This is a genomic window from Mesorhizobium sp. M1D.F.Ca.ET.043.01.1.1, assembly GCF_003952385.1.
GTDB lineage: Bacteria > Pseudomonadota > Alphaproteobacteria > Rhizobiales > Rhizobiaceae > Mesorhizobium.
On sequence record NZ_CP034444.1, the window covers coordinates 667,543 to 692,419 of the forward strand.

The window sequence follows — 24,877 nt, forward strand, 5'->3', positions numbered from 1 at the left end:
GCCATACGGATCGCAGCCAAGGCGGTCGATGTCGACCCGCCGACGTCACCTTGGGAGGGTCTCAAATGCCAACGATCATCGGCTATCACGACATCAGCAAAGATGTGAACCACTGGCTCACATCGCCCAAGCGCGAGGAGCTGTTCGGCCCGCTCGGGATCACCAATATCCGCACCTTCGTCGACCCGCAGAACCCAAAACGCGTGGCGGTGATGATGGACGTACCGGACATGGACAAGCTCTCGGCCGTGATGCAGAGCTAGGCGGCCGCGGACGCGATGGCCCATGACGGCGTGGTACCGGAGTCGCTGGTAATCGTGGTGGAATCGAAGGCGTAGGCGAGCGCCCTCTCCTTCTCCCTCATCAGGAGAAGGTTAGGCGCGTCCAGAGTTCAGCGGCGGCGCAAATGCTCTTTCAACACGCCGGTGGACAGTATTGATACGAACGGCGTTGCCAGTGCGAGAAGCCGACGCACGACTCCTCCCAGGTCCATGGTGGACATGGCCGTCAGCCGGCAAGCTCGCTGCCGCTCCAGATAACGCGCCAGGGCGATGTCGTGGCGAGCCGTGGCCGGCGTCTTGTCAGCGCGCCGGGAAATGTCGCCTTGTCGAAAGGGCCAGTCGGTCAGGTGAAGCAGTGCCATAGCAGCTCTCCCACATCTCATGTTTCGACAACTGTGCGACAGCGCCGTGAGGAAGGCGTGGCAACCAGCGTGATCAAATCGTGAAAAGCGCTGCGGCGAGAAATCTCGGTTGAATTAGCGACAGCTAAGCGAAAGAATTGCCCCGATCATGGGTCGGGGTGGCTTCCGATGACGGCGCCGCATCTTCACCTGCTGGGTGGTTTCGACTTTACCGGTGTCGGGGCAACGGCTCCCGCCTTCAGCCGCAAGGCGCGCGGCATGGTGGCTTATCTTGCGCTGCAGGCCGGCCAGGCGCAGTCGCGCGAGAAGCTGGCGGCGCTGCTCTGGAGCCTCAATGGCGAGACCCAGGCGCGGATGAGCCTGAGGCAGGCTGTGTCGTCCGTCCGCAAGGCGATGAGCGTCACCGGCGGCGGCCGCTTCCTGACCGAGGGCGCAAACATCGCGCTGCATCTCGACGATTTCGACTTCGACGTGGCGCGGTTCGAGGCGCTGGCGGCGAGTTCCGCGCCTGAAGACCTCGAACAAGCCGTTGGCGTCTATCGCGGCGACCTGCTCGACGGCCTCAGCCTGCGGGAAGAGCCGTTCGAGGAATGGCTGCGGGTCGAGCGCGAGCGCCTGCGGGCGATCGTCGTGTCCGCGCTGGACAGGCTGATCAATCACTACACGGCTGCCGGTGATACCGCTTCCTGCATACGGGCCGCCATGCGGCTGCTGGCGATGGAGCCGCTGCGCGAGGACGCCCATCGCGCCCTGATGCGAAGCTACGCGGCGCAGGGGCGCATCAACCTCGCGCTGAAGCAATATGAGCTCTGCCGCGAGGCGTTGCAGCGCGAGCTGCGGCTGATGCCGGAAGCCGAAACCCGGAACTTGCACGAGGACCTGCGCGCCCGCCGCACCGCGTCGCCTGCCCGGCCCTCGGCTTCGGGCGCCGAACCCGAGCCCAAGCGGCCGCCAACCCACTATGTCAAATCGTCGGGCGTCAACATCGCCTACCAGGTGACCGGCGACGGGCCGGTCGACCTCGTCTACGTGCCGGGCTGGGTCTCCAATCTCGACCTTGCCTGGGCGTCGCCGCGCTTCGCGCATGTGCTGAAGCGGCTTGGCTCCTTCTCGCGCCTGATCCGTATCGACAAGCGCGGCACCGGCCTCTCCGACCGCAATGTCGGCCTGCCGACCTTGGAGCAGCGCATGGAAGACGTACGCGCCGTGCTGGACGATGTCGGCTCCAATCGCACGGCGCTGTTTGGCAGCTCCGAAGGCGGACCGATGTGCCTCCTGTTTGCCGCCACCTATCCGGAGCGCACCGCAGCGCTGGTGCTCACTGGAGCTTACGCCAGGGGCACATGGTCGAAGGATTACCCCTGGGCGAGAACCGTCGATGAGGTGCAACAGGATATCGACACCGTCGAACGACAATGGGGCGAGCCCGCCGACATGCGCAACGCCGCGCCCAGCCTGATCGAAAACATGGTCGAGCGTGAGTGGTTCGCCGCCTATCTCAGGAATTCAGCCTCGCCGGCCGACGCGATCGCGCTCTGGCGCTGGGGCACCGAGATCGACGTGCGCGACATCCTGCCGGCGATCCATGTCCCGACGCTGGTGCTGCAGAGGACCGGCGACCGCTGGGTGAAACCGGAAGAAGGACGCTATCTGGCGACGCATATCGAAGGCGCCAGATATGTCGAGCTTGCCGGCAGGGATCACGTGATATGGGGCGAGGACAGCGACGGCCTCGTCGACGAGATCAGGGCTTTCGTTACCGGTGCGCTGCCCCCTTCGCCCGGAGAGCGAGTGCTCGTATCGGTGCTGGCGCTCGCCATCGACGGCGCGGCCGAGGGCGCGAAAGCTTCCGACCATGCGGACATCGTTCGCGACGAATTGCTGCTTGGCGGCGGCACCGAGATCAGGCGGTCGCGCGGCAGGCTGCTTGCCGTGTTCCAGCGGCCGACCCGATCGATTCACTGCGCGATGGCGATCGCCGGCCGCCTGAAGCCATGCGGCCTCGAGGTTCGCGCGGCGATTCACATCGGCGAGTGCGAGGCGCGCGGCGCGGATTTTTCCGGCATCGCTATCGAGGTCACGTCGCGGCTGTTGGAGCATGCGCGGCCGGGCCAGATCATCGCGTCGCGAACGATGCGCGACCTGGTCGTCGGCTCCGGCCTCACCTTCGGAGAACAAGGCGAGATGAAAGCCAGCGGCCTGCCTGGCGCGCTCCAGTATTTCGCCGTCACCGGAGGCCCGCCAGGCCTCTGACCTTCGTTCTAGAACAAGAACGCCGCAGTCGCCGGATCAGGCCCGGTGCGGCCGTCGCCCGAATCCATCCCGCGGATGGTCTGCATGTCCTCGCTGTCCAGCTCGAAACCGACGTCGAAATTACCGGCGATGCGGTCCTGGCGGATCGATTTCGGGATGACGATCAGCCCCTCCTGCAGGTGCCAGCGGATGATGACCTGCGCCACCGACCTGCCGTGCTTCTTCGCGATCGCTGCAAGCGTCGGGTCGGCGAGCAGCCGGCCGCTGCCCAGCGGGCTCCAGCTCTCGATATGGATGTTGTGCTTCTTATGGAAGTCGCGCTTGTCCCGCTGCTGGAAGCGCGGGTGCAATTCGATCTGGTTGACGACGGGAGTCACGCCGGTTTCACCGATGATGCGCTCCAGATGATCCTGGTTGAAGTTCGACACCCCTACCGACTTGATGCGGCCGGCTTGCTTGAGTTCGACCAGCGTTTTCCAGGCCTCGACATATTTGTTCTGGCTGGGCACCGGCCAGTGGATGAGGAACAGGTCGATCTGGTCGATGCGGAGCTTCTGCATCGTGTCGTCGAAGGCGCGAAGCGCCGCATCGCGCTGGTGGCCGCCGTTGCGCAGCTTCGAGGTGATGTACAGTTCCGACCGCGGCACGCCGGCGGCGCGGATCGCCTCGCCCACGCCTTCCTCGTTGCGGTAGCCCTCGGCGGTGTCGATCAGGCGATAGCCGGCCTCGATCCCCCAGCGCACGACTTGTGACGTGACATCCGGATCGACCTGCCACACGCCAAGTCCGATCTGGGGAATGGTTGAGCCGTCGTTCAATGTCAGCTGTCCTGGCATGCGGATGTCCTTCTGCACGGTGTTTTGCCCCGCTCTATCTAGGCTGCGCATTCATGAATGCGAGTCGATGACGCGCGCGCCATGGAACCTAGTCCCCCCTTGGCCGATTTTATGATTGAGGGCGGGGCGCAACCCACGGATGCCATGGCCGACGTTCGAAACCGTGTTTCACTTGGGACAAGCTCGCCGCGAGCACAGGCGCTGAACCGCTTCATCATCGTCATCGGCGCGTCGGCGGGCGGAGTCGAACCGCTGAAGCGGATCGTGAGCGACCTGCCCGCCGATCTGCCGGCGGCTGTGTTCGTCGTGCTCCATGTCGGCCAGGTCAGCTACCTGGCGGAAATCCTCAATCGCGCTGCAGTGCTCGATACCTCGGTGGCCAAGAACGGCGCGACCTTCAAAACCGGCAACATCTACGTGGCGCCGCCCGGCTTCCATCTTCTGCTTCATGGCGATCACATGATGCTGCGGCGCGGACCGCGCGAAAACCTCGCCCGGCCGGCCATCGACCCGCTGTTCCGCTCGGCGGCGCTGAGCTACGGCGCGAGCGTCATCGGCGTGCTGCTGTCAGGCTCGCTTTCCGACGGCACCGCCGGCATGAGGGCCATCAAGGCCGTCGGCGGACTTGCGGTCATCCAGCACCCGAAGGACGCGCCGGTGCCGGCTATGGTGGAAAGCGCGCTGCACTACGTCGAGATCGACCATTGCCTGCCGGCGGCGAAGCTCGGCAAGTTGCTGGCGAAGCTGGCCGCCGAGCCGGCCGGCGAAACCTTCGCGCCGCCGTCGGGTGTGAGGCTGGAAGCGGCCGTCGCCGCACAGGAGCATTCGACCATGAAAGATGAAGATCGACTTGGCGAATTGTCGGTGTTTACATGCCCGGAATGCCACGGGCCGCTGTGGGAGATCGAAGACGGTGACATGCTGCGCTATCGGTGCCATACCGGGCACGCCTTCACCGCCGACGCGGTGATGGAGGCGCAGGCGATCGAGGCGGACGAGATCTTGTGGAGCCTGCTGCGGTCGCATCAGCAGCGGGCAGGGTTTGCCCGGCGCATGGCCGAGCGGGAGAAAACGAGGGATCGCTCCGAACTCGCTGCCGAGTTGGGCCGGCGGGCGAAGGAATACGAAGCGGATGCCGCTCTGATCGAGCGCATCCTGGAAAGCAGGCGGGTGCAGGCAACAGACGATGGCGAGGAAAGCAACAGCAAGGAAAGCGAGGGCTAGCGCGCGCAAGAGCGCGAAAGAGCCTGCGCCTTCCCCCATCATCGGCATCGGCGCATCGGCCGGCGGCATCGGCGCGCTGCAGAAATTCTTTCCCCAGGTTCCGGCCGACAGCGGCTTTGCCTATGTGGTGATCCAGCATCTCGACGCCGAGCATGAAAGCGTGCTGGCAAGCATCATCCAGCGCTGCACCGAGATCGAGACGAAAACGGCCGCCGAAGGTTTGGAAATCGAGCCGAACCACATCTACGTCATCCCTCCGGCGGCCTCGGTAACCATCGAGAACCACCGTTTCCACCTGGCCAAGATGGCAACCACGCGCGCCAGACGGACGCCCATCGATGATTTCTTCACGTCCCTCGCTCTGGAGCAGTCGGGGAATGCGGCAGGCATCATTCTTTCCGGAACCGGCAGCGACGGCACCATCGGGCTTAGGGCGATCAAGGAGCGCGGCGGCCTGACGCTGGCCCAGGAAAGCGCCGAATATGACGGCATGATGCGAAGCGCCGTCCAGAGCGGCCTCGTCGACATGGTGGTTCCGGCGGAGGAGATGGCCGGCAAGCTGGTCGGCTATTTCAGCCACGCCAAACGCACCGAAAGCGAGCGCGACCGCCGCAAGCGCGAGGTGGCCGAGCAACTTTCGCGCATTGCGGCGCTGCTTCGCGCGCGCACCGGCCATGATTTCAGCGGCTACAAGGACAACACCATCCTGCGGCGCATCCAGCGTCGGATGCAGGTGCTGCAGATCGACGATCCGACCTCTTTCTACGAGCGGCTGCGCGAGGAGCCGCAGCAGGTCGACCTTCTGTTCCAGGATCTGCTGATCGGCGTGACCAGCTTCTTCCGTGACCCGGAGGCCTTCGATACCCTCGAGCGCCAGGTCATCCCCAAGCTGTTCGAGGGCCGTAAGCCGGACGAGACGATCAGGGTTTGGGTGCCGGGCTGCGCCACCGGCGAGGAAGCCTATTCGATCGCCATGCTGTTGAAGGAGAACGCGCCGCGGGGTGCCGCTTCGCCCAACCTGCAGATCTTTGCCACCGACATCGACGAGCGCGCGCTCGAAGTGGCCCGCGCCGGCCGCTATCCGGCGACGATCGCGACCGACGTGACGCCGAAGCGCCTCAAGGAGTTCTTCTCGCGCGAGGACGGCACCTATCGCGTTGCTTCCGATCTGCGGGAAACCTGCCTGTTTTCGGCGCACAATCTGTTGCGCGATCCGCCCTTTTCCAAGCTCGACCTGATCGCCTGCCGAAACCTCTTGATCTATATGGGACCGGAACTGCAGGAAAAGATCGTACCGATCTTCCACTACGCGCTGCGCAGCAGCGGCTATCTCTTTCTTGGATCCTCGGAGAACGTCACGCGTCACGCGCCTCTGTTCTCGACCATCGACAAGACAAGCCGCATCTTCCAGAAACGCAGCGGGATCGCCATGCACCGGCTGCCGGAGTTCCCGCTCGCCGCCGCGGCCAGGCAGGCGCCGCCGCTCCTGCGCCGGGGGACGATGGCGGGAACCTTGCGGGAGGTTGCGGAACGCGTCCTCGTGGAGCGCTATTCGCCCGCCTTTGTCGTCGTCAACGCCGACGGCGAAGTGATGCACAGCTCGGGAGGCACCGGCAAATACCTGGAGCTCGCCGCCGGCGCCCCCGACCACAACGTCTTTTCCATGGCGCGGCGCGGGCTGCGCATGGACCTAAGGGCAGCGCTCCACAAGGCGGTCAACACCGGACAGGTGGCGGTCCAGAACAAGATCAGCGTCGGCACCAATGGCGGGCGCCAGACGATCAGCCTCGCCGTGCAGCCGCTGCCGCCCGACGGCTCGTCCGACCCGCTCTACATGCTCGTCTTCCGCGACATCGGCGGCATCACGCCGGAAGCCGAGGACGAGCCCGTCCACACGACCGACGATGTCGAAAGCGCCAATGTCAGTCAGCTCGAAAAGGAGCTCAGGGAAACCAGGGAGCGGTTGCAGATCACGACGGAGGAACTTGAATCCTCCAACGAAGAGCTGAAATCCTCGAACGAGGAACTGTCCTCGATCAACGAGGAACTGCAATCGTCAAACGAGGAGCTGGAAACCTCCAAGGAAGAGCTGCAATCGATCAACGAGGAATTGCAGACCGTCAATGCCGAGCTCAACATCCGTGTGGACGAGCTCAGCCGCGCCAACAACGACATGGCGAACCTGCTCGAAAGCACGCAGATCGCCACCGTGTTCCTCGACCGCGACCTCTGCATCAAGAGCTTCACGCCGACGGCGCGCGACCTGTTCAGGCTGGTCGAAAGCGACGTCGGCCGGCCGCTTGCGCATGTGCGCCCGCGTTTTGCCGCCGACGGACTGCACACCGACATGGAGCAGGTGCTGCATAGGCTCGGCACGATCGAGCGCCAGATCGGGGGCGTCGACAACGGCAAGCGCTACATCATGCGCGTGCTGCCCTATCGCACGATCGACAATGTCATCGCCGGCGTGGTCGTCACCTTCGTCGACGTCACCCAGATCGCGCAGGCGGAGGAACGAATCGGCGCGCTCTCGCACGATCTTCGCAACCGCGTCGAAAGCCTGGAGACGCTGCTGGACCTGGTGCCGGTGGGCATCTTCATCGCCGAGAACAGCAATGGCGACGCGATCCGCGCCAACCGCCGCGCGGCCGAGCTAGCCGGCCGGCGCGCCACGGATGGCAAGCTGACTTCGGTGCCGGCCATCCTGCCGCTGACGATCAACGGTGCAGTTGTGGAAACGGACGACCAGCCCCTGCAGAGGGCGATGCGGACGGCCAAGGCCGTCCACGGCTATGAAGCTCGGATCGCGCGCGAGGACGGCAGCAGCATCGACGTGAAGATATCGGCCAATCCGCTGTTCGACGAGTCCGGCAAGGTTCGCGGCGCGATCGCCGCGCTGATCGACATATCGAGCAACAAGGAAGCGGAGCGCAGCCAGGAAAGGCTGCTGCACGAGTTGCAGCACCGGGTGAAGAACATCCTCGCCACGATCACCGCGCTTGCCGCGCGCATGATGCGTTCGTCAGCTTCGATGGACCACTTCTCGACTTCGTTCCAGGAGCGGTTGCACGCGATGGCCCGCACGCACGAGGTTCTGTCGTCCCACAACTGGGGCGATGCCGACCTCGAGCAGCTGCTCAGGGCGACGCTCTCTCCCTACAACAGCACGGAGCGCGACATCCTGGTCGTCCATGGCCGGCCGTTCCATCTCAATACGTCAACGGCGGCGGCGCTCGGCATGGTGTTCTTCGAACTTGCCAGCAACGCCGCCAAATATGGAGCGCTTTCCGTCGACGTCGGCCGTGTCGAGGTCTCCTGGGATGTCGTGAAGCCAGGCGTATTGTCGATCAAATGGAGGGAAGTCGGCGGTCCGTCCGTGACGGAACCGTCGCGCTGGAATTTTGGAACTACTTTCATCCGGCAGAGTTTAGAGTACGAATTGGGAGGGAGCATCATGTTGGATTTCAGGCCTGCAGGCCTGGAGTGCTTGCTTGAGATTCCTTTGTCCCGGACGGAAGCCCTCGAGCCGTTGCCCAGCCACGCATGAACAAGAGCGCTCCATTGTCGGGCATGCGGATCCTCGTCGTCGAGGACGCTTTCCTGGTTGCGCTCGATCTCTCCGACGAACTGACCGACGCGGGCTGCGATGTCGTCGGACCCGCGCCTTCCGTCGAACAGGCACTCGAGCAGATCGACGGCGTCGAGTTGGACGGGGCGGTTCTCGACGTCAACCTGCAGGGCGAACGCAGTTTTCCGATCGCCGAGCATCTCGCCTCACGCGACATCCCTTTTGTTTTCCTCACCGGCTATGACAGCGCCACGGTCTTTCCCGATCAGTTCCAGGATTCGCCGAGGCTGTCGAAGCCCGTCGACACCAGGGTGCTGATCGAGGCGGTCGCGCGCTTCGGCAACCACAAGCATTGAGCAGCCCTCCCTTCTCCCACAAGGGAGAAGGGGAGCTCACCCTCTCGCCCCGAACCTCAACCCGTCCATCAACAGCTTCACCAGCCGTCCCGACCGCTCGCGCCAATCAGGCGTGTTGGGGGCGGAGTAGATGCCGCCGAGCGCATGCATCACGTCGGAGGCGTCGACATCGGCGCGGATTTTCCCAGAGGCGGCGGCGGCCTCGATCAGGCGCCTCATCGCCGCCGAGACGCGGCCGGAGGTGTCGGAGAAGAGCGTCGAGTTGGTCGTCAGCAGGACCCGCAGGCTTGTGGCCAGGCCGCGCTTGGTGGCGATGTAGTCGACGAAGCGCTGCATCCAGAACTCCAGCGCGACATCGGCCGGATGATCGCGGGCGAGTTCCTCGGCCGCATGGCATAGCCCTTCCACCTCGCGGCGATAGACCACTTCGACCAGATGCTCGCGCGTCGGGAAATGCCGATAGAGGGTGCCGATGCCGACCCCTGCCCGCTTCGCGATCTCCTCCAACGAGGCGTCGACGCCGTCAGCCGAGAACGCCTGCGCCGCCACCTCGACCAGCTTGTCGCGGTTGCGCTGCGCATCGGCGCGCAACGCCTTCTGTGCCGGCGCTTCCCGCTTGTCGGCAATCTCTGGCGTCTGTTCGGACAGTTTTTTCTCCACTCTCGCAATATGGGGCTTGAACCCATGCGGGTCAGCCCCCACGTAGATAAACGGAGGCCCCTCCGCTTTAGTGGAGTTGTCTTATCATATAATCAGGGGAAGCGGTATGTCACGTGTTCGAGAACGGAAAGCTTACCCTGTCCGCTGGAGAGTCGGCGCGCTGGAGCGCGTGATCTCCCTCCAAGTGGGGGAGTTTGGCAGCTTCCACGCCCTCGCCCTTCCTCAGATGTCACCCTTGCCCGTCTCCTCCCAAGCCCCATTTCCATCCGCCTAGCGTCCAGCAATCGGAGCCCGACGCCCTATGAATGACCAAGCCACCATCAGTCCCACCACCCTTTCGATCCAACTCACCATCAACGGCCGCGAACACGCGCTCGATATCGAGCCGCGCGTCACGCTGCTCGACGCGCTGCGTGAGCGGATTCATCTCACCGGCACCAAGAAGGGCTGCGACCAGGGCCAGTGCGGCGCCTGCACCGTGCATGTCGACGGCGAGCGGGTGCTCGCCTGCCTGACGCTGGCGGCGCAGGTCGAAGGCCGCTCGATCACCACCATCGAGGGGCTCGCCGGCGAGGACGGCACGCTCCATGCCGTGCAAGCCGCCTTCCTCGAGCAGGACGCCTTCCAGTGCGGCTATTGCACGCCGGGACAGATCATGTCGGCGGTGGCCTGCATCCGCGAGGGTCATGCCGGCTCCGACGAGGAGATCCGCGAATACATGGCCGGCAATCTCTGCCGCTGCGGCGCCTATCCGCACATCGTCGCCGCCGTCCGCCAAGCAGCACAGGAGCTTCGTTCATGAGAGATTTTTCCTACCTGCGCGCCGACAGTGTCGAGGCCGCGCGCAACGCCGCCGCACTTCCCGGCGCCATGCTGCTCGCCGGCGGCACGACGCTGATAGACCTCGCCAAATGCGGTGTCGCGGAACCCGCCACCGTCATCGACATCAGCCATATCAAGGGGCTCGACGCCATCGACGTCAGCGCCGACCGCGCCGTGATCGGCGCGCTGGCGAAGATGAGCCACGTCGCCGACCATGCCAAGGTGAAGAGCTTGTTTCCGGCCGTCTCGGAAGCGCTCTGGCAGGCGGCCTCGGCGCAGCTGCGCAACATGGCGACCATCGGCGGCAACCTGATGCAGCGCACGCGCTGCCCGTATTTTCGCGACCCCGCCAACTTCTCGGCCTGCAACAAGCGGTCGCCCGGCAGCGGCTGCTCGGCGATCGGCGGCGTGACGCGCGGCCATGCGGTGCTTGGCGTGAGTGAATCTTGCATCGCCACCTATCCAGGCGATCTCGCCATCGCGCTCGTCGCCTTCGACGCCGAGGTCGATCTCGGCGAGCGGCGGTTGAAGGTGGAAGACTTCTTCCTCGCCCCCGGCGCGACAGCCGAGCAGGAGCATGACATCCGCCCCGGCGAGGTGATCACGGCAATCGAAATCCCCGGCTCGGCTGCCGCGCGGCGCTCGACCTATCTGAAGGTCCGCGATCGCCAGTCCTACGAATTCGCTGCCGCAAGTGCCGCCGTCGGACTGGAACTCGAAGCCGACGGCCGCACCATCCGCGACATCCGCGTCGCGCTCGGCGGCGTCGCCACGAAGCCGTGGCGGGCGCGCCAAGTCGAGGCGGCGCTGAAAGGCAAGCCGCTCGATGAAGAGATCGTGCGCAAGGCGAGCGAACTCGCCATGGAGGGCGCCGTCGACCATGGCGCCAACCACTACAAGATCGCATTGGCGCCGCGCGTTGTCGCTAGAGCCATCCTCGAATTGGGAGAGACGGTATGACCGTTCATGACATGAAACACGCAGCGTCGGACAGCGCGCGCCTTGAAGCGGTCGGCGGACGGCTGTCGCGCGTCGACGGACCGGCCAAGATCACCGGCGCCGCGCATTACGCGTTCGAACAGCAGATCGACGGGCTGACGCATGCCGTGCTGGTCAGCGCGACCATTGCCGCTGGCAAGGTGGCAGCCATCGACACACGCGCGGCGGAAACCGCGCCGGGCGTGCTTGCCGTGCTGACCCCCGACACCATCATGGAGCTGAAAGCTGCGTCGGACTGGCTTGGCAACCCGCCATCGCAGCCGACCTATAATCCCCTGGCTCGCGAGGTCACCTTTTCCGGCCAGCACATAGCCGCCGTGGTCGCCGAGACTTTCGAGCAGGCCGTGGCGGCGGCAGCACTCGTCAAGGTCAGCTATGACGAGACGCCGGCCATCGTCGATCTGAGCGACGGCACCGACGGCATCCCGATCGACGCGATGACCAAGGAATGGGGCGACGCCGAAGCTGCCTTTGCAGCAGCGCCGGTGCGCGTCTGCGTGGCCTACAACACGCAGCGCGAGTTCCAGGCGGCAATGGAGCCGCATGGGCTGATCGCGCACTGGGAAGGCGACGCGCTCACCATCTGGGAGCCGAGCCAGTGGGTCGACGGCATGGCGCGCACCTATGCCGAATGGTTCGGCGTGCCGTTCGAGAATGTGCGGCTGGTCTCGCCCTATATCGGTGGCGGTTTCGGCTCCAAGGCACTGGCCTTGGCGCACAGCGCGGTAGCGGCGGCAGCGGCGAAGATGCTCGGACGTCCGGTGAAGCTGGTGCTCAACCGCCCGCAGAATTTCACCTCCTATGGCGGCCGTGCCGCCACCCGCCAGACGGTGGCGATCGGCGCCGACCGCGAGGGCCGCATCCAGTCGATCGTGCATCGCGGCGTCAACGAGACGGCCGTCGACGGCATGTGGGTCGAGCCGCTCGGCTCTGTCACCTCGATCATGTACGCCACGCCCAACTTCTCCTCGAAGCAGAATGTCGTGCGGGTGAACACGGTGGTGCCGGGCGCCAAGCGTGCGCCGGGCGAGAACCCGAGTGCCTTCGGCATCGAATGCGCCATCGACGAGCTTGCCTACGAACTCGGCATCGATCCGCTGGAGATGCGGCTGATCAACTATGCCGAGCAGGACCCGCATGCGAAGAAGGCTTGGTCGACCAGGCAATTGCGCGAGGCCTTTGCCATCGGCGCGGAAGCGTTCGGCTGGGCGAGGCGTTCGCCAGCACCGCGCTCGATGCGCGACGGCCATCAGTTGATCGGCTGGGGCGTGGCGGCCGGCACCTATCCGGTGCGGCGCGCCCATGGCGAGGCGGTGGTGAAGATTTTGGCCGACGGGTCGGTCGAGGTCGAAAGCTCCTCCATCGACATGGGCCAGGGCACCTACACGATCCTGGCGCAGACCGCCGCCGAGACGCTCGGCGTGCCGGTGGAGCAGGTGTCGGTGAAGCTCGGCGACTCGCTTCTTGCCCGCGCCGGCGTCACCGGCGGCTCGCGGCTGGCCGGCGTCATGACCGGCGCCGTCTACAAGGCGGCCGGCCAGGCGCTGGACGAGCTGATCGGGCTCGCGCTCTCCGACCCGCGCTCGCCCTTCCAGAAGCTGCAGGCGAACACGCTGCAAGTGCGAGACGGCCGCATCGCCTCGCCGCGCGGCGAAGGGCCGGAGCTGTCGATCGCCGACTTCATGGGCGCCATTGGCCGCGAGCGGATCGAAGCCAAGGGCGACACCTTGCCGGCGACCACGACGCCGGAGGAGCGCTACAAGAACTACACCACCATCGCCATGGCGATCCCCCACACCGAGGGCGACTATTCGCGCCATTCCTGGTGCGCGCATTTCGTCGAGGTGCGGGTCGATGAAGATTTCGGCACGGTGCGCGTCTCGCGCGTGGTGTCGGCGCTGGATTCCGGCCGGCTCTACAATCCGAAGCTGGCGGAAAGCCAGTGGAAGGGCGGCATCATCATGGGCATCGGCCAGGCGCTGTTGGAGGAAGGCATCGTCGACCGCCGCCACGGCCGCATCGTCAACGGCAATTTCGCGGACTACATGCTGCCGACCAACGCCGACATTCCGGATATCCAGACCATCTCGGTCGGCATCCCCGACCCGCATTCCTCGGCGCTCGGCGGCAAGGGCGTGGGCGAGCTCGGCATCGTCGGCGTGGCGCCGGCGATTGCGAATGCTGTGTTCCACGCGACGGGCAAAAGAGTGCGGGATCTGCCGATAACGCTGGAGAAGTTGATCTGAGGGGGCGGTCGGCGGAGCGCCTAATCTCCCCCTTGTGGGCAGGGGAATCGCATATGGCTTTTTGGGACTTGAAGTTGGCCTGAGAAGGGATTCTTTGGGCAGGCAGTCGAACGAGGGAGAGACTGCCATTTCCAGCCTTGAGAGCTATTTCGGCGCGCTACCCGATCCGCGCGCCGGCAATGCCACGCATCGGCTTGGCGATTTGATCGTGATGATGATCGCGGCGAGCCTGTGCGGGGCGAGCAATGCGACGGAGTTCTCGTTGTTCGCGCAAGAGCGCAAGCAGGCGCTGTCGCGGTTGATCGCGTATGAGGTGGCGCCCAGCCACGATACCTTCTCGCGGCTGCTGCGGCTGCTCGATCCGGAGGCGTTCAGCCGTGCCTTTGCCGCCTTTGCCGCGGGCTTCGCGCGGGCGTGTGAGGAAGTGGTCTCGCTCGACGGCAAGGCGCTGCGGCGAGCCTACGAGAAAGGCCTTGCAGCCAGTCCTCCCCTGACGGTGTCGGCTTTTGCCGCCGAGACGCGGCTATGTTTGGCGGCGGTCTCGCCCGGCGAGGAAGAGAATGAGGTCGAGGCCGCCCTCAAAGTCATCGAACTTATTGATCTTACTGGACGATTGGTCACAGCCGATGCGCTCCACTGTCACACGCGCATGGCAAAGGCCATCACCGAACGGGGCGGCGACTACCTGCTCGCGCTCAAAGGCAATCGTCGCCATTGGGTCGGCCACGCCAATCGCCATCTGGCCGAGACCGCCCCCGCAGTCGCGGAGCGGACCGAAACCAGCCATGGCCGCAGCGAATGGCGCCAAGCCGAGGTCGTGGTATCGGCTGAACCGCTGATGGCCGGCCACAAAGCCTTCATCCGCATCACCAGCCGGCGCGACCAGGCCAAGCCGCTGACGCGCCTGTTCATGGCTTCCACCTTGCTGTCACCCCAGCAAGCCCTCGAGCTCACCAGAGCCCATTGGCAGATCGAGAACGGCCTGCACTGGATGCTGGATGTTCATCTGGACGAGGATCAATCCCGTGCCCGCAAGGACAACGCCCCCGCCAACACCGCCCTCCTCAACCGCATCGCCAGAAATCTCCTTCAGGCCGCAGATGTCGATAAAGTCCCCATCAGTCACCGCATCAAGAAATGCGCTTGGAATGACGGCTATCTCATCCAGGCCATCACCCATATGCGATAGCCCTGCCCTTGTGGGGGAGATTGTCAGTTCCGGCGACGGCGCCCGGAACCCGCCCTCCATCGCCCACGTTTGCAAAGGAGCACTACGTGAAATGGAGATGGACAATGGCAAGCGCAGCCGACCGCGATGCGCGGCACCACACGCAGAAAATGCAGAAAGCATTCCAGGAGATCCAAGACCACCTCCGGGAAGACATCACAAAGGTCGATGAGCCCCAGCTCAAGGCAATGTTCGAAACGTCGGCGGAGGTCCTGGGCGGCCTGATCAAAGCGTTCCGGGATTATGAGCACAAGAACGAGGCAGCCTGGCGATAGCCCGCTGGAGCGTTTCACCGCTCCACGGGAACGACGAGCCGCTTTATCTTTTTTCCGAACGGGGAAACCGTTACGCGCTTTTCCTGGATGAGATCAGCGAGGCAAGACGATGTCCGCGACTGTAAATGTCCGATACATGGTCGACGACGTCGACGACGCCGTGGCCTGGTACACGCAGCACCTGGGCTTCAAGCAGCTTTCGAACCATGCGCCGGCCTTCGCGGACGTCACGCGGGGAGCGCTTCGGCTGCTGCTCAGCGGTCCGACCAGTTCAGCGGGCAGGCCAATGCCGGATGGCCAGCGGCCGGGTCCCGGAGGGTGGAACCGCATTCACCTGATCGTCGAGGACCTTGCGGCGGAGGTAGCCCGGCTGAAGACGGCGGGCCTCAATTTCCGCAATGAAATCGTGAAGGGTCCAGGCGGCTCACAGATTCTGCTGGTCGATCCTTCCGGTAATCTGGTGGAACTGTTCCAACCGGCGCAGTGAGCGCAATTTCCAGGTGACGGCGGGCGAGAGACCGGTGCCGCGCCGGCGCGCCGAGATAGCTATTGCGTGCTGCCTGCAGGTGCTGCCACCGGAGTTTTTGTTTTGTATGTTCCGGGACCACCACCTGGAGAGGGAACCATGCAGCGCATCCCGGCAATACTCGTCCTTGCACTTTTCCTCCCCGCCGCCTTTCTGGCCACCCTCCCTGCCCATGCCGCGTCCTGCGCCTGGTCGGCCAAGATGGAAGAGGACGAGGGCGGCAGCGTGCTGATGGCTTCGGTTTGCGGCGGGCCAGAGGGCGATGCGAGCCTGATGCTGGCCTGCTTCGACAGGCCGGTACTGAGCTACGATCTGGGCGGCGCTGGCGGGGAGATCGAGCCGGGCACCCGCGGGTCCTTCACGTTCAAGGCCGGCGGCAAGAGCGTGACCAAAAAGCTCGTTCTCGAGGCGATGTACAATTATTTCACGACGGACCTCTCCGGCCCCTCCGACCCGCTGCTGGCGCTCTTGCGCGGCAAGGGCGAGGTGACGATCAGCGCCGACAAATATGGCGCGGCGAGCTTCCCGCTGACGGGATCGAGCGCGGCGATCGGCAAGGTGCTGGCCGAGTGCGACAAGGGTTCGGGCGAGGCGGATTGAATCTCCCCGATCTCCTTCTCAGGGAGATCGGGAAGTTCATCGCTTTCGCCGATCGCCGGCGGCGAGTTCCTACCACTCCAGCCCGAATACCAATTTGCCGAAATGCAGGCCGCCGGCGGCCATGTGGGTGTAGGCTTCGGTCGCATCGTTGTGTGAAAACACCTTGTCGACGACCGGCTCGATACCGGCGGCGCCGACGGCGCGGGCGGCGTCGCGCAGGTCGGACACCGAACCGGTGTTGTTGCCCACCACCCTCAGCGCCTTGATGATGATCGGCAGCAGGTTGACGGTCGCCTCGGCGCCGGTGACGAAGCCGATGGTGAACAGCGTGCCGCCGGGCGCGGTGGCGTTGACGGCGCGCGCGAAGGTAGCGGTGCCGCCGGTCTCGACGACAAGGTCGGCGCCAAGACCATCGGTCAGTTCCAGCACCTTGCCGTCCCAGTCGGGCGTCGCGCGGTAGTTGATCAGGTGATCGGCGCCGAGCGCCTTGGCCCGCTCGAGCTTCTCGTCCGAGGACGAAGTGATGACGACGGTGGCTCCGGCCGCCTTGGCTAGTTGCAAGGTGAAGATCGAGACGCCTCCGGTACCGAGCAGCACGACCACCGAGCCCGGCCGGACATCGGCGGCGCGAAGCGCGTTCCAGGCGGTGGTGCCCGCGATGGGCAGGGTCGAGGCCGCCTCGAAGGAGAGATGCTGCGGGATCGGCACGACCGAATTGGCCGGCAGGGCGACATATTCGGCCAGCGACCCGGGCAGCGAGATGCCGCGCATCTGCGTCATCTCGTAAGGCCGCGGCCGGCCGCCGATCCAGCGCGGCTTGGCGTGGGCGACGACGCGGTCGCCGACGGCGAAGCGGGTGACGCCCTCGCCGAGCGCGACGATCTCGCCGGCGCCGTCGGCAACCGGAATGAGCGGGAAGACCGGTCCGGGATAGTTGCCGCTGGCGACGGCGACATCGACGAAATTCAGGCTCGCGGCGCGCTGGCGGATCAGCACCTCGCCGCGCTGCGGTTCGGGCGTGGCGACGGTGGCGGCGCGGAAGGCGTCCAGCCTGGGCTGGCTGAGTTCGATGGCTTTCATGGTTCACTCCGTGGGGTGGACGATTGATGGGTTGAGCGAACCTAGCTACTGCGCTATTTCTCGATAATCATTGGACTTTGCATTTGAGCATTGCAAATCATGCAGCAATCCTATGAACCCTCCGCCCTTGCCGAAATGGCGGCCTTCGCCGCCGTAGCCGAGGCGCGCTCCTTCACCAGGGCGGCAGCGCGGGTCGGACGCGATGCGACCATCCTGTCGCGCCGCCTGCAGTCGCTGGAGGGGCGGCTGGGGGTCAGGCTGCTCCACCGCACGACCCGCAGCGTAGCGCTGACGGAGGCGGGCGCGGAATTCCTGGTGCGCGTGCGCGCCATCCTCGCCTCGGTCGACGAGGCGGAAGCCGCCGCCTCGGCGCATGCCGGCGGCCGGCCGCGCGGGCTGCTCCGGCTTTCGCTGCCCGGCACGTTCGGGCGCATGTGGATCGGGCCGTTCCTGCCGCAGTTCCTCGCCGAATTCCCGGAAGTGCGCATCGAGGCCGAATTCTCCAACCGCTTCGCCGATCTCGTCGCCGAGAATTTCGACGTCGCCGTGCGGCTGGGCAGCCTGGAGGATTCGCGGCTGGTGGCGCGCAAGGTGGCGACGCGGCGCCGGCTGCTCTGCGCCGCGCCCTCCTACCTCGCCCGAAGGGGCAGACCGGAAACGCCGCAGGCGCTGCTCGAACATTCCTGCCTCGGCTTCACCGGTTTCCAGACCTTTCCGGCCTGGGAGATGACCGACCGCGAGGGCCGGCGCGTGCGCGTCGAGGTTTCGGGGCCGTTGGTCGGCGACGATGCCGAGGTGCTGGTCGAGGCCGCCGTGCAGGGCGTCGGCCTGATGATGAGCACCGACTGGCTGGTCGGACGCGAGCTCGCCGACGGCCGGCTGGTGCCGATCCTGGAGGACTGGACGTTGGCCGACGAGGGCGCGGTCTATGTCGTCATGCCCTCGGCCAAGGGCCAGGCCGCCAAGACCCGCGCCTTCGCCGACTGGATCGGCAAGCGCTTTTCGCCGGAGCCGCCGTGGCGGCTCACTTCCCCTGCCCCTTCAGGAACTGGCTGAGCAGATCCACCGGCAGCGGGAACACAACCGTGGAGGAGCGCTCGCCGGCGATGTCGTGCAGGGCCTCGAAATAGCGCAGTTGCATGGCCTGCGGCTCGGCCGCCAGCATGCGGCCGGCCTCGACGAGCTTTGCCGCCGCTTGCTGCTCGCCGTCGGCGTTGATGACCTTGGCGCGCCGCAGCCGCTCGGCCTCGGCCTGCTTGGCGATGGCGCGGATCATGCTTTCATTCAGGTCGACATGCTTGATCTCGACGTTCGAAACCTTGATGCCCCAGGCATCGGTGCGCTGGTCGAGGATCTCCTGAATATCGCTGTTGAGCTTGTCGCGCTCGGCCAGCATCTCGTCGAGCTCGTGCTTGCCGAGCACCGAGCGCAGCGTGGTCTGCGCCAGCTGGTTGGTGGCGGTCATGAAGTCCTCGACCTGGATGATCGCGCGCTCGGCGTCGACGATGCGGAAATAGAGCACGGCGTTGACCTTCACCGAAACGTTGTCGCGCGAGATGACGTCCTGCGGCGGCACGTCCTGCACCACCACGCGCAGGTCCACCCGGACCATCTGCTGGATGAAGGGAACGAGCAGAATGAGGCCAGGCCCCTTCACCCCGGTAAAGCGACCAAGCGTGAACACCACGCCGCGCTCATATTCCCTGAGGATGCGGATGGCCGCCGACAGGAACATGATCACCAGCAGGGCAAGGACCAGATAGGCGACATAACCGACCGTCATCGTCTTGCTCCGTCATTTTCCGAGTTGCGCCGCCGCACCGTCAGCACCAGGTCGCTGACCGCGGTTACCTCCGCGCGATCTCCCGGCGCTATCGGCTCGTCGGCCTTCGCCCGCCAGCGTTCGCCGAGCGCCAGCACATGGCCCTCGCCGCCCTGCCAGTCGAGGATCTCGACCGGGAGGCCGCGCATCGCCTCGCCGCCGATGCGCGGCGGATTGCGCCGCGCCGCCCAGAGGTAGCTGCCGGCAAAAAGTGCCAGCCCCAGCGTCAACGCCGCGGCAGGGCCGATGATCGCCCAGGATATGGCGAAGCCCGGCCCCTCGATCTTGAGCAGCATCGCCGCGCCGAGCAGGAAGGCGGCCGCGCCGCCGACCCCCAGCACCACCGTCGGATTGAAAGCCTCGACGATGAGGAAGCCGACGCCGAGCAGCATCAGGGCGAGCCCGGTATAGTTGATCGGCAGCAGATCGAGCGCATAGAGGGCGAGCACGAGGCAGACGGCGCCGATGACGCCAGGCGCCACCGCGCCGGGGCTCGTGACCTCGAAGACGATGCCGTAGAAGCCGATCAGCATCAGCAGGACGGCGACGTTCGGATCGGTGATGACGGAGAGAAGCCGGATGAACCAGCCGGGATCCAGCGTCTCGACGGCCAGGCCCTTCGTGGCCAGCACCACTTTCTTGCCGGCCAGGTCAACGGTGCGGCCGTCGGCCATCTGCAGGAGCTCGGTCGTGTCGCGGGCGACGAAGTCGATGACATGTTGCTGCAGCGCGGTGCTTGCCGAAAGGCTTGCCGCCTCGCGCACGGCCTTCTCGCCCCAGTCGCCGTTGCGCCCGCGTAGCTCGGCGAGCGACCGGATCAGCGCCACCGCGTCGTTGGTCACCTTGGCCATCATCGCGTCGCCGGCCGGCCGCCCGCTGGCGTCCTTCTGGTCCTTGTCCTTCTCGCCGCCGGGAAGCGAGGGCAGCCCGCCGAACTCGACCGGCGTCGCCGCGCCCAGATTGGTGCCCGGCGCCATCGCCGCCACATGGGTAGCGTAGAGAATATAGGTTCCGGCGCTTGCCGCATGGCCGCCGGCCGGCGCGACATAGCCGATGACGGGAACGGGAGAAGCCAGGATGTCGGCGATCATCTCGCGCATCGAGGTGACCAGGCCGCCCGGTGTGTCGAGCTGAACGATGAGGACCGCGGCATGGCGCTCGGACGCCACCTTGAGCGCATCCTTGAGCTGGCGCGAGCTCGCCGGACCGATGGCGCCGTCGATCGCGATGCTGAGAGCGACCCTCTCCGCCGCCATTCCGGCCGAGGAGAAGGGGAAAAGAACCGCAGCCACGAAGGCCGCTGCCAGAAGGGCCACCCGCGCGAGTCTCACGCTCAAAGCTCCTTCGATTCAATATGGGGTTGTGCCGGGCGAAGTCCAATGAGGGCGGCAGAGGCGCTCCACTTGCAACGTCGGCGATTGGCGAAAGCCGTCGCGCCGTTCAATCTCCCTCCTCGTGGGGGAGATTATGCGCTCCGACGATTCCACGGCAGTTTCGACGCCGGCTCCAACGCTCGCTCCGTCGCCCGTGCCGCATTGTCCCCATCGACGACGCGAAGGAACGCGTCCGCAACCGATGGAGATGACGATGACCACTTTTGATCACGCAACCTACGAAACCCGCAGCATCGGCTTCAACCTGCCCGGCCCTGCCGGCCGCGCGTTGCGGCTGGCCTACCACGCCATGCGGCTGCGCAGCGACCGCGCCGCGCTGCGGGCCATGCCGGACTATCTGTTGAAGGACATGGGCGTCAGCCGCTCGCAGATCGAATACTACACATCCGCGCGCGGCGCGCTCGCCGAATCCGACAGGACGCCTGAAGCGGGATGACCGACTGCATCGGCGGCCGGCCGGAAGGTCGACGAAAACCCCGGCATCGCCGGGGTTTTTCGCGTCTGACCTAGCCCGCTGACCGGCCTGCCGGCGTTGGGTTCCCACGCCCCAAATGAAACGGGCGATGCAATTTCCACGGTGGGCGTATCGAAAATTCCACGCCCGCACCCACTCTCGTTCAAACGCCCGACGGTCAAAGAAGGCCGTCACGGCAACCAAGCCGCAAACCAACCTTTTTGGGAGAAGACAAATGCAACCGAACACCAAACCTGCACGACTTCCGCTCAATGGCGTCGACACACCGAACCTGTTGGCGACGATCAACTTCGTCGCCGGCCAGCCGGAGCTGGCGAAGTTCCAGTTCCGCGCCCACAATGAATGGATCGAGGGCACGCACAGCAAGAGCGTCATGCACGGCTTCCACGGCGCCGGCCAGGAGCAGAAGCACGAAAAGCCCTTCTATGCCGACAGCGACCATCCCGCGATCCTGTGCGGTGCCGACAACGCGCCGACCCCGGTCGAGTGGCTGCTGCATGGGCTGGCGAGCTGCCTGATGGCGGGCCTTGCCAACATCGCCGCGGCGCGCGGCATCAAGCTCACCAAGGTCTCATGCTCGGTCGACGGCGACATCGACCTGCGCGGCATCCTCGGCATCTCGGACGAGGTCCGCAACGGCTTCCAGAACATCCAGGTCTCGTTCGAGGTCGAGGGCGACGCGCCGGCCGAAAAGCTCCAGCAGCTCGTCGAGCAGGCCCGCGCGCGCTCGGCCGTGTTCGACGTGCTGACCAAGGGCGTTCCGGTGGCGGTCGGGATCAAGACCATCCAGTGACGCAAGACTGGGAGACGGTCCGGGGAATCCGGACCGTCTCTTCCCTGGGTTTCGGAACAGAGCCATGAAACACGCTGACGTCGTCATCATCGGCGGCGGGCAGGCCGGGCTTGCGCTCAGCCATTGCCTTGGCCGCGTCGGCATCGACCATGTCGTGCTGGAGCGCTGCCGCATCGGCGAGCGCTGGCGCGCGCAGGCCTGGCAATCGCTGAGGCTGCTTACGCCCAACTGGCTGAACGGCCTGCCCGGCTCGCCCTATGACGGCCCGGACCCTGACGGCTTCAGGACGAAAGACGCGTTCGTCCAGGATCTCGAAACCTATGCAACCCGCTGGCAGGTGCCGGTCGAATGCGGCGTCGAGGTCGTCTCCTGCAGGCGGACCGGCGGCGGCTTCGCGCTCGCCACCAGCGCCGGCGACTGGACGGCAAAAGCCGTCATGGTGGCGACCGGCCACTGCGACCGGCCGGTGATCCCCTTTGCATCCGCGACAATGGGCGGGCGGCTGAGCATCCACGCCTCGCAGTATCGGTCCCCCGGCGAACTGCCGCTTGGCGGCGTGCTGATCGTCGGCGCTTCCTCCTCCGGGGTGCAGATCGCCGACGAGCTCGCGCGCGCCGGCCGGCGTGTCACGCTTTCGGTCGGCAAGCATACACGCCTGCCCAGGCTGTGGCGCGGCAAGGACATCTTCTTCTGGCTCTGCAAGATGGGCCTGATGGCGCAGCCGCTCGACGGACTCGCCAACCCCGAAAGCGCCAGGCGCCAGCCCTCGCTGCAGCTTGCCGGGCGGCCGGACAAGGCCGATGTCGACCTCGCCACGCTGCAGGCGCTCGGCGTCGGGCTGGCGGGCCGTGTGCGCGGCATCGCGAACCGCGAGATCGGCTTCGCCGACGATCTCGCGGCGAGCGTGGCGGCGGCTGAAGCGAAGCAGGCGCGCCTGCTTGCCGGGATCGACCGCTTCGCTGGCGCCGCGCGGCCGACCCGCCGCCAACCGGTGACAGTGCCTTCGGTCCGCCCAATGCGGCTTTCGCTGGCGGACGGGTCGATCCGCACGATCATCTGGGCAACCGGCTATGCCCGCTCGTTCGACTGGCTGGAGCCGCTTGCGCTCGGCGCCGATGGCGAGATCGCGCATCAGGGCGGCGTCACCAGCGTTCCCGGCCTCTACGCGCTCGGCTTCCGCTTCCTGCGCAAGCGGGACTCCAACTTCATCGGCGGCGCCGGCGTCGACGCGCAAGCGATCGCCGCCGAGGTCTCCCGCTATCTCGACCGCAAGGGCCTGAGGGCCGCCTGAGGACACTGACGATGCCAACGACTGCGTTTTCCCTACCGCCCACGCCCAAGCGCGCCCGTTACGACGCGATCGTCGTCGGCGCGCGCTGCGCCGGCGCCTCGACGGCGCTGCTGCTCGCCCGCGCCGGGCTGAAGGTCCTGGTCATCGAGCGCCGGCCCTATGGCTCCGACACGCTGTCGACGCACGCGCTGATGCGGCCGGCCGTGCTGCAATTGTCGCGCTGGGGCGTGCTCAAGCCCCTCATCGAGGCCGGCACGCCGCTGGTCGAAACGACGACGTTCCACTATGGCGACGAGGAGATCACGATTGCGCTCGACGGCGGACCGGACCTGCCCGGCCTGATCGCGCCGCGGCGCACGGTGCTCGACCGCATGCTCGTCGATACCGCGCGCAAGGCCGGCGCCGAGTTCCTGCATGACATCGCCGTCGCCGACCTCTTCGCCGACACGCGCGGGCGGGTGCGCGGCGTCGAGATCCGCGGCGCCGGCCGCGCCGCCTTGCGGGTCGCCGCCGATATCGTGATCGGCGCCGACGGCATCGGCTCGCTGGTGGCGAAATGCTGCGACGCCGAGGTGCTGCGACAAGGCGCGGTCTCGGCCGCCCATGTCTATGGCTATGCGCCGGTCGAGCCCGGCACCGGCTATCACTGGTATTTCCGCGACGGGCTCGCAGGCTCGCTGATCCCGACCAATGACGGCATGGCCTGCATCGTCGCCTCGGTGCCGACCAGCCTGTTCGACCAGCGCTTCCGCACCGGTCATGCGGGTGCCCGCATGGAGGTGCTGGAAGCGCTTTCGCCCGCGTTTGCCGCGCAAGCCGACCGCGCTGCCAGGGATGCCCGCCTGCAGGCGTTCCGCGGGGTGCCTGGCTATATCCGCCAGGCCTACGGCCCGGGCTGGGCGCTGGTCGGCGACGCCGGCTTCTTCCGCGACCCGATCACCGCGCACGGCATTTCGGATGCGCTGCGCGATGCCGAGGGCCTGGCGCGGGCGGTCCTGGACGGATCGGAAGCAGCCTTCGCGGCCTGGCAGCGCGAACGCGACCTCTTCGCCAATCACGTCCTCGACGCTACCGACGCCGTCGCGGGTTTCGACTGGACGCTCGCCGAGATCGGCGAGCGTCATCGTCGCTTCAGCGCGGTGATGAAGGCGGAAGTCCAGGCGCTCGCCGGGCAGGAGATGCCGAGCCGCACCCTCCACGCTGCCCGACGGCGGCCGGCGGCGCGGCGGGCGCCGGCAAACGACACCAATGCACCGGCCGCCGCCGGCTCGATCACGCTACGCAACCGAATGGGGACGAGACTATGACCGCACATATGATGAAGGACGGATGGATCGGCGTCGTCAACGGACGCCCGCAGGTGGGCGCGTCGGCCGAGCGCTCACGGCGGACACGCGCGCAGGACGTCGACGCGTTCGCCGAGATGACCGGCGACCGCAACCCGCTGCACTACGACAAGCGCCTTGCCGAGGCATCGGTCTTCGGCAAGCTCATCGTGCAGGGCGGCGTCACCTCGGGCATTCTCAACGCGGTGGTGGCGGAAGACCTTCCCGGTCCGGGGTCGGTGTTCCTGGAGGTCTCGTGGAAATTCGTCAAGGCGGTCGGCGTCGGCGAGCTGATCACCGGCCGCGTCGAGGTCACCGAGGTGCGTTTCGACAAGCCGATCACGAAGCTCGAGACATCCGTGCGCAACGAAGCCGGCGAACTGTGCCTGACCGGAACCGCGACGGTGTTCACCGTGCCGCTGATCAAGGACTGAGCGGCTCTCCGTCGGCGCTCGCCTTCC

General features: G+C 66.1%; 23 protein-coding genes and 1 pseudogene. 18 read left to right on the forward strand and 6 right to left on the reverse strand.

The annotated features are described in order from the left end of the window. Positions 1 to 65: 65 nt before the first annotated feature. Positions 66 to 338: pseudogene (locus EJ067_RS03430) on the forward strand (hypothetical protein). Between the two features lie 53 nt (positions 339 to 391). Here the strand turns inward: EJ067_RS03430 and EJ067_RS03435 are convergent. Continuing rightward, positions 392 to 643, reverse strand: a complete 252-nt coding sequence (locus EJ067_RS03435) for a hypothetical protein (protein WP_126084682.1) — start codon at positions 641 to 643, stop codon at positions 392 to 394. Positions 644 to 811: 168 nt separating this feature from the next. On the opposite strand from EJ067_RS03435, the gene EJ067_RS03440 reads away from it, so the two are divergent. After that, positions 812 to 2,896, forward strand: coding sequence for an alpha/beta fold hydrolase (locus tag EJ067_RS03440; RefSeq protein WP_126084683.1), 2,085 nt, complete (start codon positions 812 to 814; stop codon positions 2,894 to 2,896). 8 nt (positions 2,897 to 2,904) lie between these two features. Here the strand turns inward: EJ067_RS03440 and EJ067_RS03445 are convergent, their stop codons facing one another. After that, complete coding sequence (locus tag EJ067_RS03445) at positions 2,905 to 3,732, reverse strand: aldo/keto reductase (RefSeq protein WP_126084684.1); 828 nt, start codon at positions 3,730 to 3,732, stop codon at positions 2,905 to 2,907. 144 nt (positions 3,733 to 3,876) lie between these two features. On the opposite strand from EJ067_RS03445, the gene EJ067_RS03450 reads away from it, so the two are divergent. From EJ067_RS03450 to EJ067_RS03460, 3 genes are read left to right on the forward strand one after another with little or no spacing between them, the layout of a single operon-like run. Further along, positions 3,877 to 4,956, forward strand: coding sequence for a chemotaxis protein CheB (locus EJ067_RS03450; RefSeq protein WP_126084685.1), 1,080 nt, complete (start codon positions 3,877 to 3,879; stop codon positions 4,954 to 4,956). Then, positions 4,919 to 8,503, forward strand: a complete 3,585-nt coding sequence (locus EJ067_RS03455) for a CheR family methyltransferase (RefSeq protein ID WP_126084686.1) — start codon at positions 4,919 to 4,921, stop codon at positions 8,501 to 8,503. Before EJ067_RS03450 ends, EJ067_RS03455 begins: the two co-directional genes overlap by 38 nt. Next, positions 8,500 to 8,880, forward strand: a complete 381-nt coding sequence (locus tag EJ067_RS03460; RefSeq protein ID WP_126084687.1) for a response regulator — start codon at positions 8,500 to 8,502, stop codon at positions 8,878 to 8,880. Before EJ067_RS03455 ends, EJ067_RS03460 begins: the two co-directional genes overlap by 4 nt. 36 nt (positions 8,881 to 8,916) lie before the next feature. On the opposite strand, the gene EJ067_RS03465 is transcribed toward EJ067_RS03460, so the two are convergent. Further along, positions 8,917 to 9,528 carry a TetR/AcrR family transcriptional regulator gene (locus EJ067_RS03465; protein ID WP_126089479.1) on the reverse strand — a complete coding sequence of 204 codons (612 nt, stop codon included), beginning with the start codon at positions 9,526 to 9,528 and terminating at the stop codon, positions 8,917 to 8,919. 313 nt (positions 9,529 to 9,841) lie between these two features. Here EJ067_RS03465 and EJ067_RS03470 point away from each other — a divergent pair, with 313 nt between their 5' ends. From EJ067_RS03470 to EJ067_RS03500, 7 genes are all read left to right on the forward strand, one after another. Then, the gene (locus EJ067_RS03470) at positions 9,842 to 10,342 is read left to right on the forward strand and encodes a (2Fe-2S)-binding protein (protein WP_189510356.1); all 501 of its coding nucleotides are present in this window, start codon (positions 9,842 to 9,844) and stop codon (positions 10,340 to 10,342) included. After that, positions 10,339 to 11,322 (forward strand): xanthine dehydrogenase family protein subunit M, encoded by a 984-nt coding sequence (locus EJ067_RS03475; protein ID WP_126084688.1) that lies wholly within the window; start codon positions 10,339 to 10,341, stop codon positions 11,320 to 11,322. Before EJ067_RS03470 ends, EJ067_RS03475 begins: the two co-directional genes overlap by 4 nt. Continuing rightward, entirely contained in the window at positions 11,319 to 13,607 is a 2,289-nt protein-coding gene (locus EJ067_RS03480; RefSeq protein WP_126084689.1) for a xanthine dehydrogenase family protein molybdopterin-binding subunit, read from the forward strand. The genes EJ067_RS03475 and EJ067_RS03480 overlap by 4 nt, the downstream gene beginning before the upstream one ends. A gap of 94 nt (positions 13,608 to 13,701) precedes the next feature. Then, entirely contained in the window at positions 13,702 to 14,796 is a 1,095-nt protein-coding gene (locus EJ067_RS03485; RefSeq protein ID WP_245468096.1) for an ISAs1 family transposase, read from the forward strand. Positions 14,797 to 14,900: 104 nt separating this feature from the next. Beyond that, a complete protein-coding gene (locus EJ067_RS03490; RefSeq protein ID WP_126084690.1) occupies positions 14,901 to 15,110 on the forward strand; it encodes a hypothetical protein in 210 nt (69 codons plus the stop codon). A gap of 109 nt (positions 15,111 to 15,219) precedes the next feature. After that, entirely contained in the window at positions 15,220 to 15,597 is a 378-nt protein-coding gene (locus EJ067_RS03495; protein WP_126084691.1) for a VOC family protein, read from the forward strand. A gap of 138 nt (positions 15,598 to 15,735) precedes the next feature. Further along, a complete protein-coding gene (locus EJ067_RS03500) occupies positions 15,736 to 16,236 on the forward strand; it encodes a hypothetical protein (protein ID WP_245468149.1) in 501 nt (166 codons plus the stop codon). 69 nt (positions 16,237 to 16,305) lie between these two features. Here EJ067_RS03500 and EJ067_RS03505 read toward each other — a convergent pair whose 3' ends face one another. After that, on the reverse strand, positions 16,306 to 17,316 hold the full coding sequence (locus EJ067_RS03505; protein WP_126084692.1) for an NAD(P)-dependent alcohol dehydrogenase: 1,011 nt from the start codon (positions 17,314 to 17,316) through the stop codon (positions 16,306 to 16,308). A gap of 99 nt (positions 17,317 to 17,415) precedes the next feature. Between EJ067_RS03505 and EJ067_RS03510 the strand changes: the two genes are divergently transcribed. Continuing rightward, positions 17,416 to 18,372, forward strand: a complete 957-nt coding sequence (locus tag EJ067_RS03510; protein WP_126084693.1) for a LysR family transcriptional regulator — start codon at positions 17,416 to 17,418, stop codon at positions 18,370 to 18,372. Here EJ067_RS03510 and EJ067_RS03515 read toward each other — a convergent pair. Both EJ067_RS03515 and EJ067_RS03520 read right to left on the reverse strand, forming a co-directional pair. Next, on the reverse strand, positions 18,341 to 19,099 hold the full coding sequence (locus EJ067_RS03515) for a slipin family protein (protein WP_126084694.1): 759 nt from the start codon (positions 19,097 to 19,099) through the stop codon (positions 18,341 to 18,343). The genes EJ067_RS03510 and EJ067_RS03515 overlap by 32 nt on opposite strands. Beyond that, a complete protein-coding gene (locus EJ067_RS03520; protein WP_126084695.1) occupies positions 19,096 to 20,469 on the reverse strand; it encodes a nodulation protein NfeD in 1,374 nt (457 codons plus the stop codon). The genes EJ067_RS03515 and EJ067_RS03520 overlap by 4 nt, the downstream gene beginning before the upstream one ends. Positions 20,470 to 20,725: 256 nt before the next feature. Here EJ067_RS03520 and EJ067_RS03525 point away from each other — a divergent pair, with 256 nt between their 5' ends. The 5 genes from EJ067_RS03525 to EJ067_RS03545 all read left to right on the forward strand — a co-directional run bounded on the left by EJ067_RS03525 (position 20,726) and on the right by EJ067_RS03545 (position 24,850). Then, on the forward strand, positions 20,726 to 20,968 hold the full coding sequence (locus EJ067_RS03525) for a DUF1127 domain-containing protein (RefSeq protein WP_189510358.1): 243 nt from the start codon (positions 20,726 to 20,728) through the stop codon (positions 20,966 to 20,968). A gap of 253 nt (positions 20,969 to 21,221) precedes the next feature. Continuing rightward, positions 21,222 to 21,800 carry an OsmC family protein gene (locus EJ067_RS03530; RefSeq protein ID WP_126084697.1) on the forward strand — a complete coding sequence of 193 codons (579 nt, stop codon included), beginning with the start codon at positions 21,222 to 21,224 and terminating at the stop codon, positions 21,798 to 21,800. Between the two features lie 64 nt (positions 21,801 to 21,864). Then, a complete protein-coding gene (locus tag EJ067_RS03535; RefSeq protein ID WP_126084698.1) occupies positions 21,865 to 23,091 on the forward strand; it encodes an NAD(P)/FAD-dependent oxidoreductase in 1,227 nt (408 codons plus the stop codon). 11 nt (positions 23,092 to 23,102) lie between these two features. Beyond that, the gene (locus EJ067_RS03540; protein WP_126084699.1) at positions 23,103 to 24,398 is read left to right on the forward strand and encodes an NAD(P)/FAD-dependent oxidoreductase; all 1,296 of its coding nucleotides are present in this window, start codon (positions 23,103 to 23,105) and stop codon (positions 24,396 to 24,398) included. Continuing rightward, entirely contained in the window at positions 24,395 to 24,850 is a 456-nt protein-coding gene (locus EJ067_RS03545) for a MaoC family dehydratase (protein WP_126084700.1), read from the forward strand. Before EJ067_RS03540 ends, EJ067_RS03545 begins: the two co-directional genes overlap by 4 nt. Positions 24,851 to 24,877: the final 27 nt, after the last annotated feature.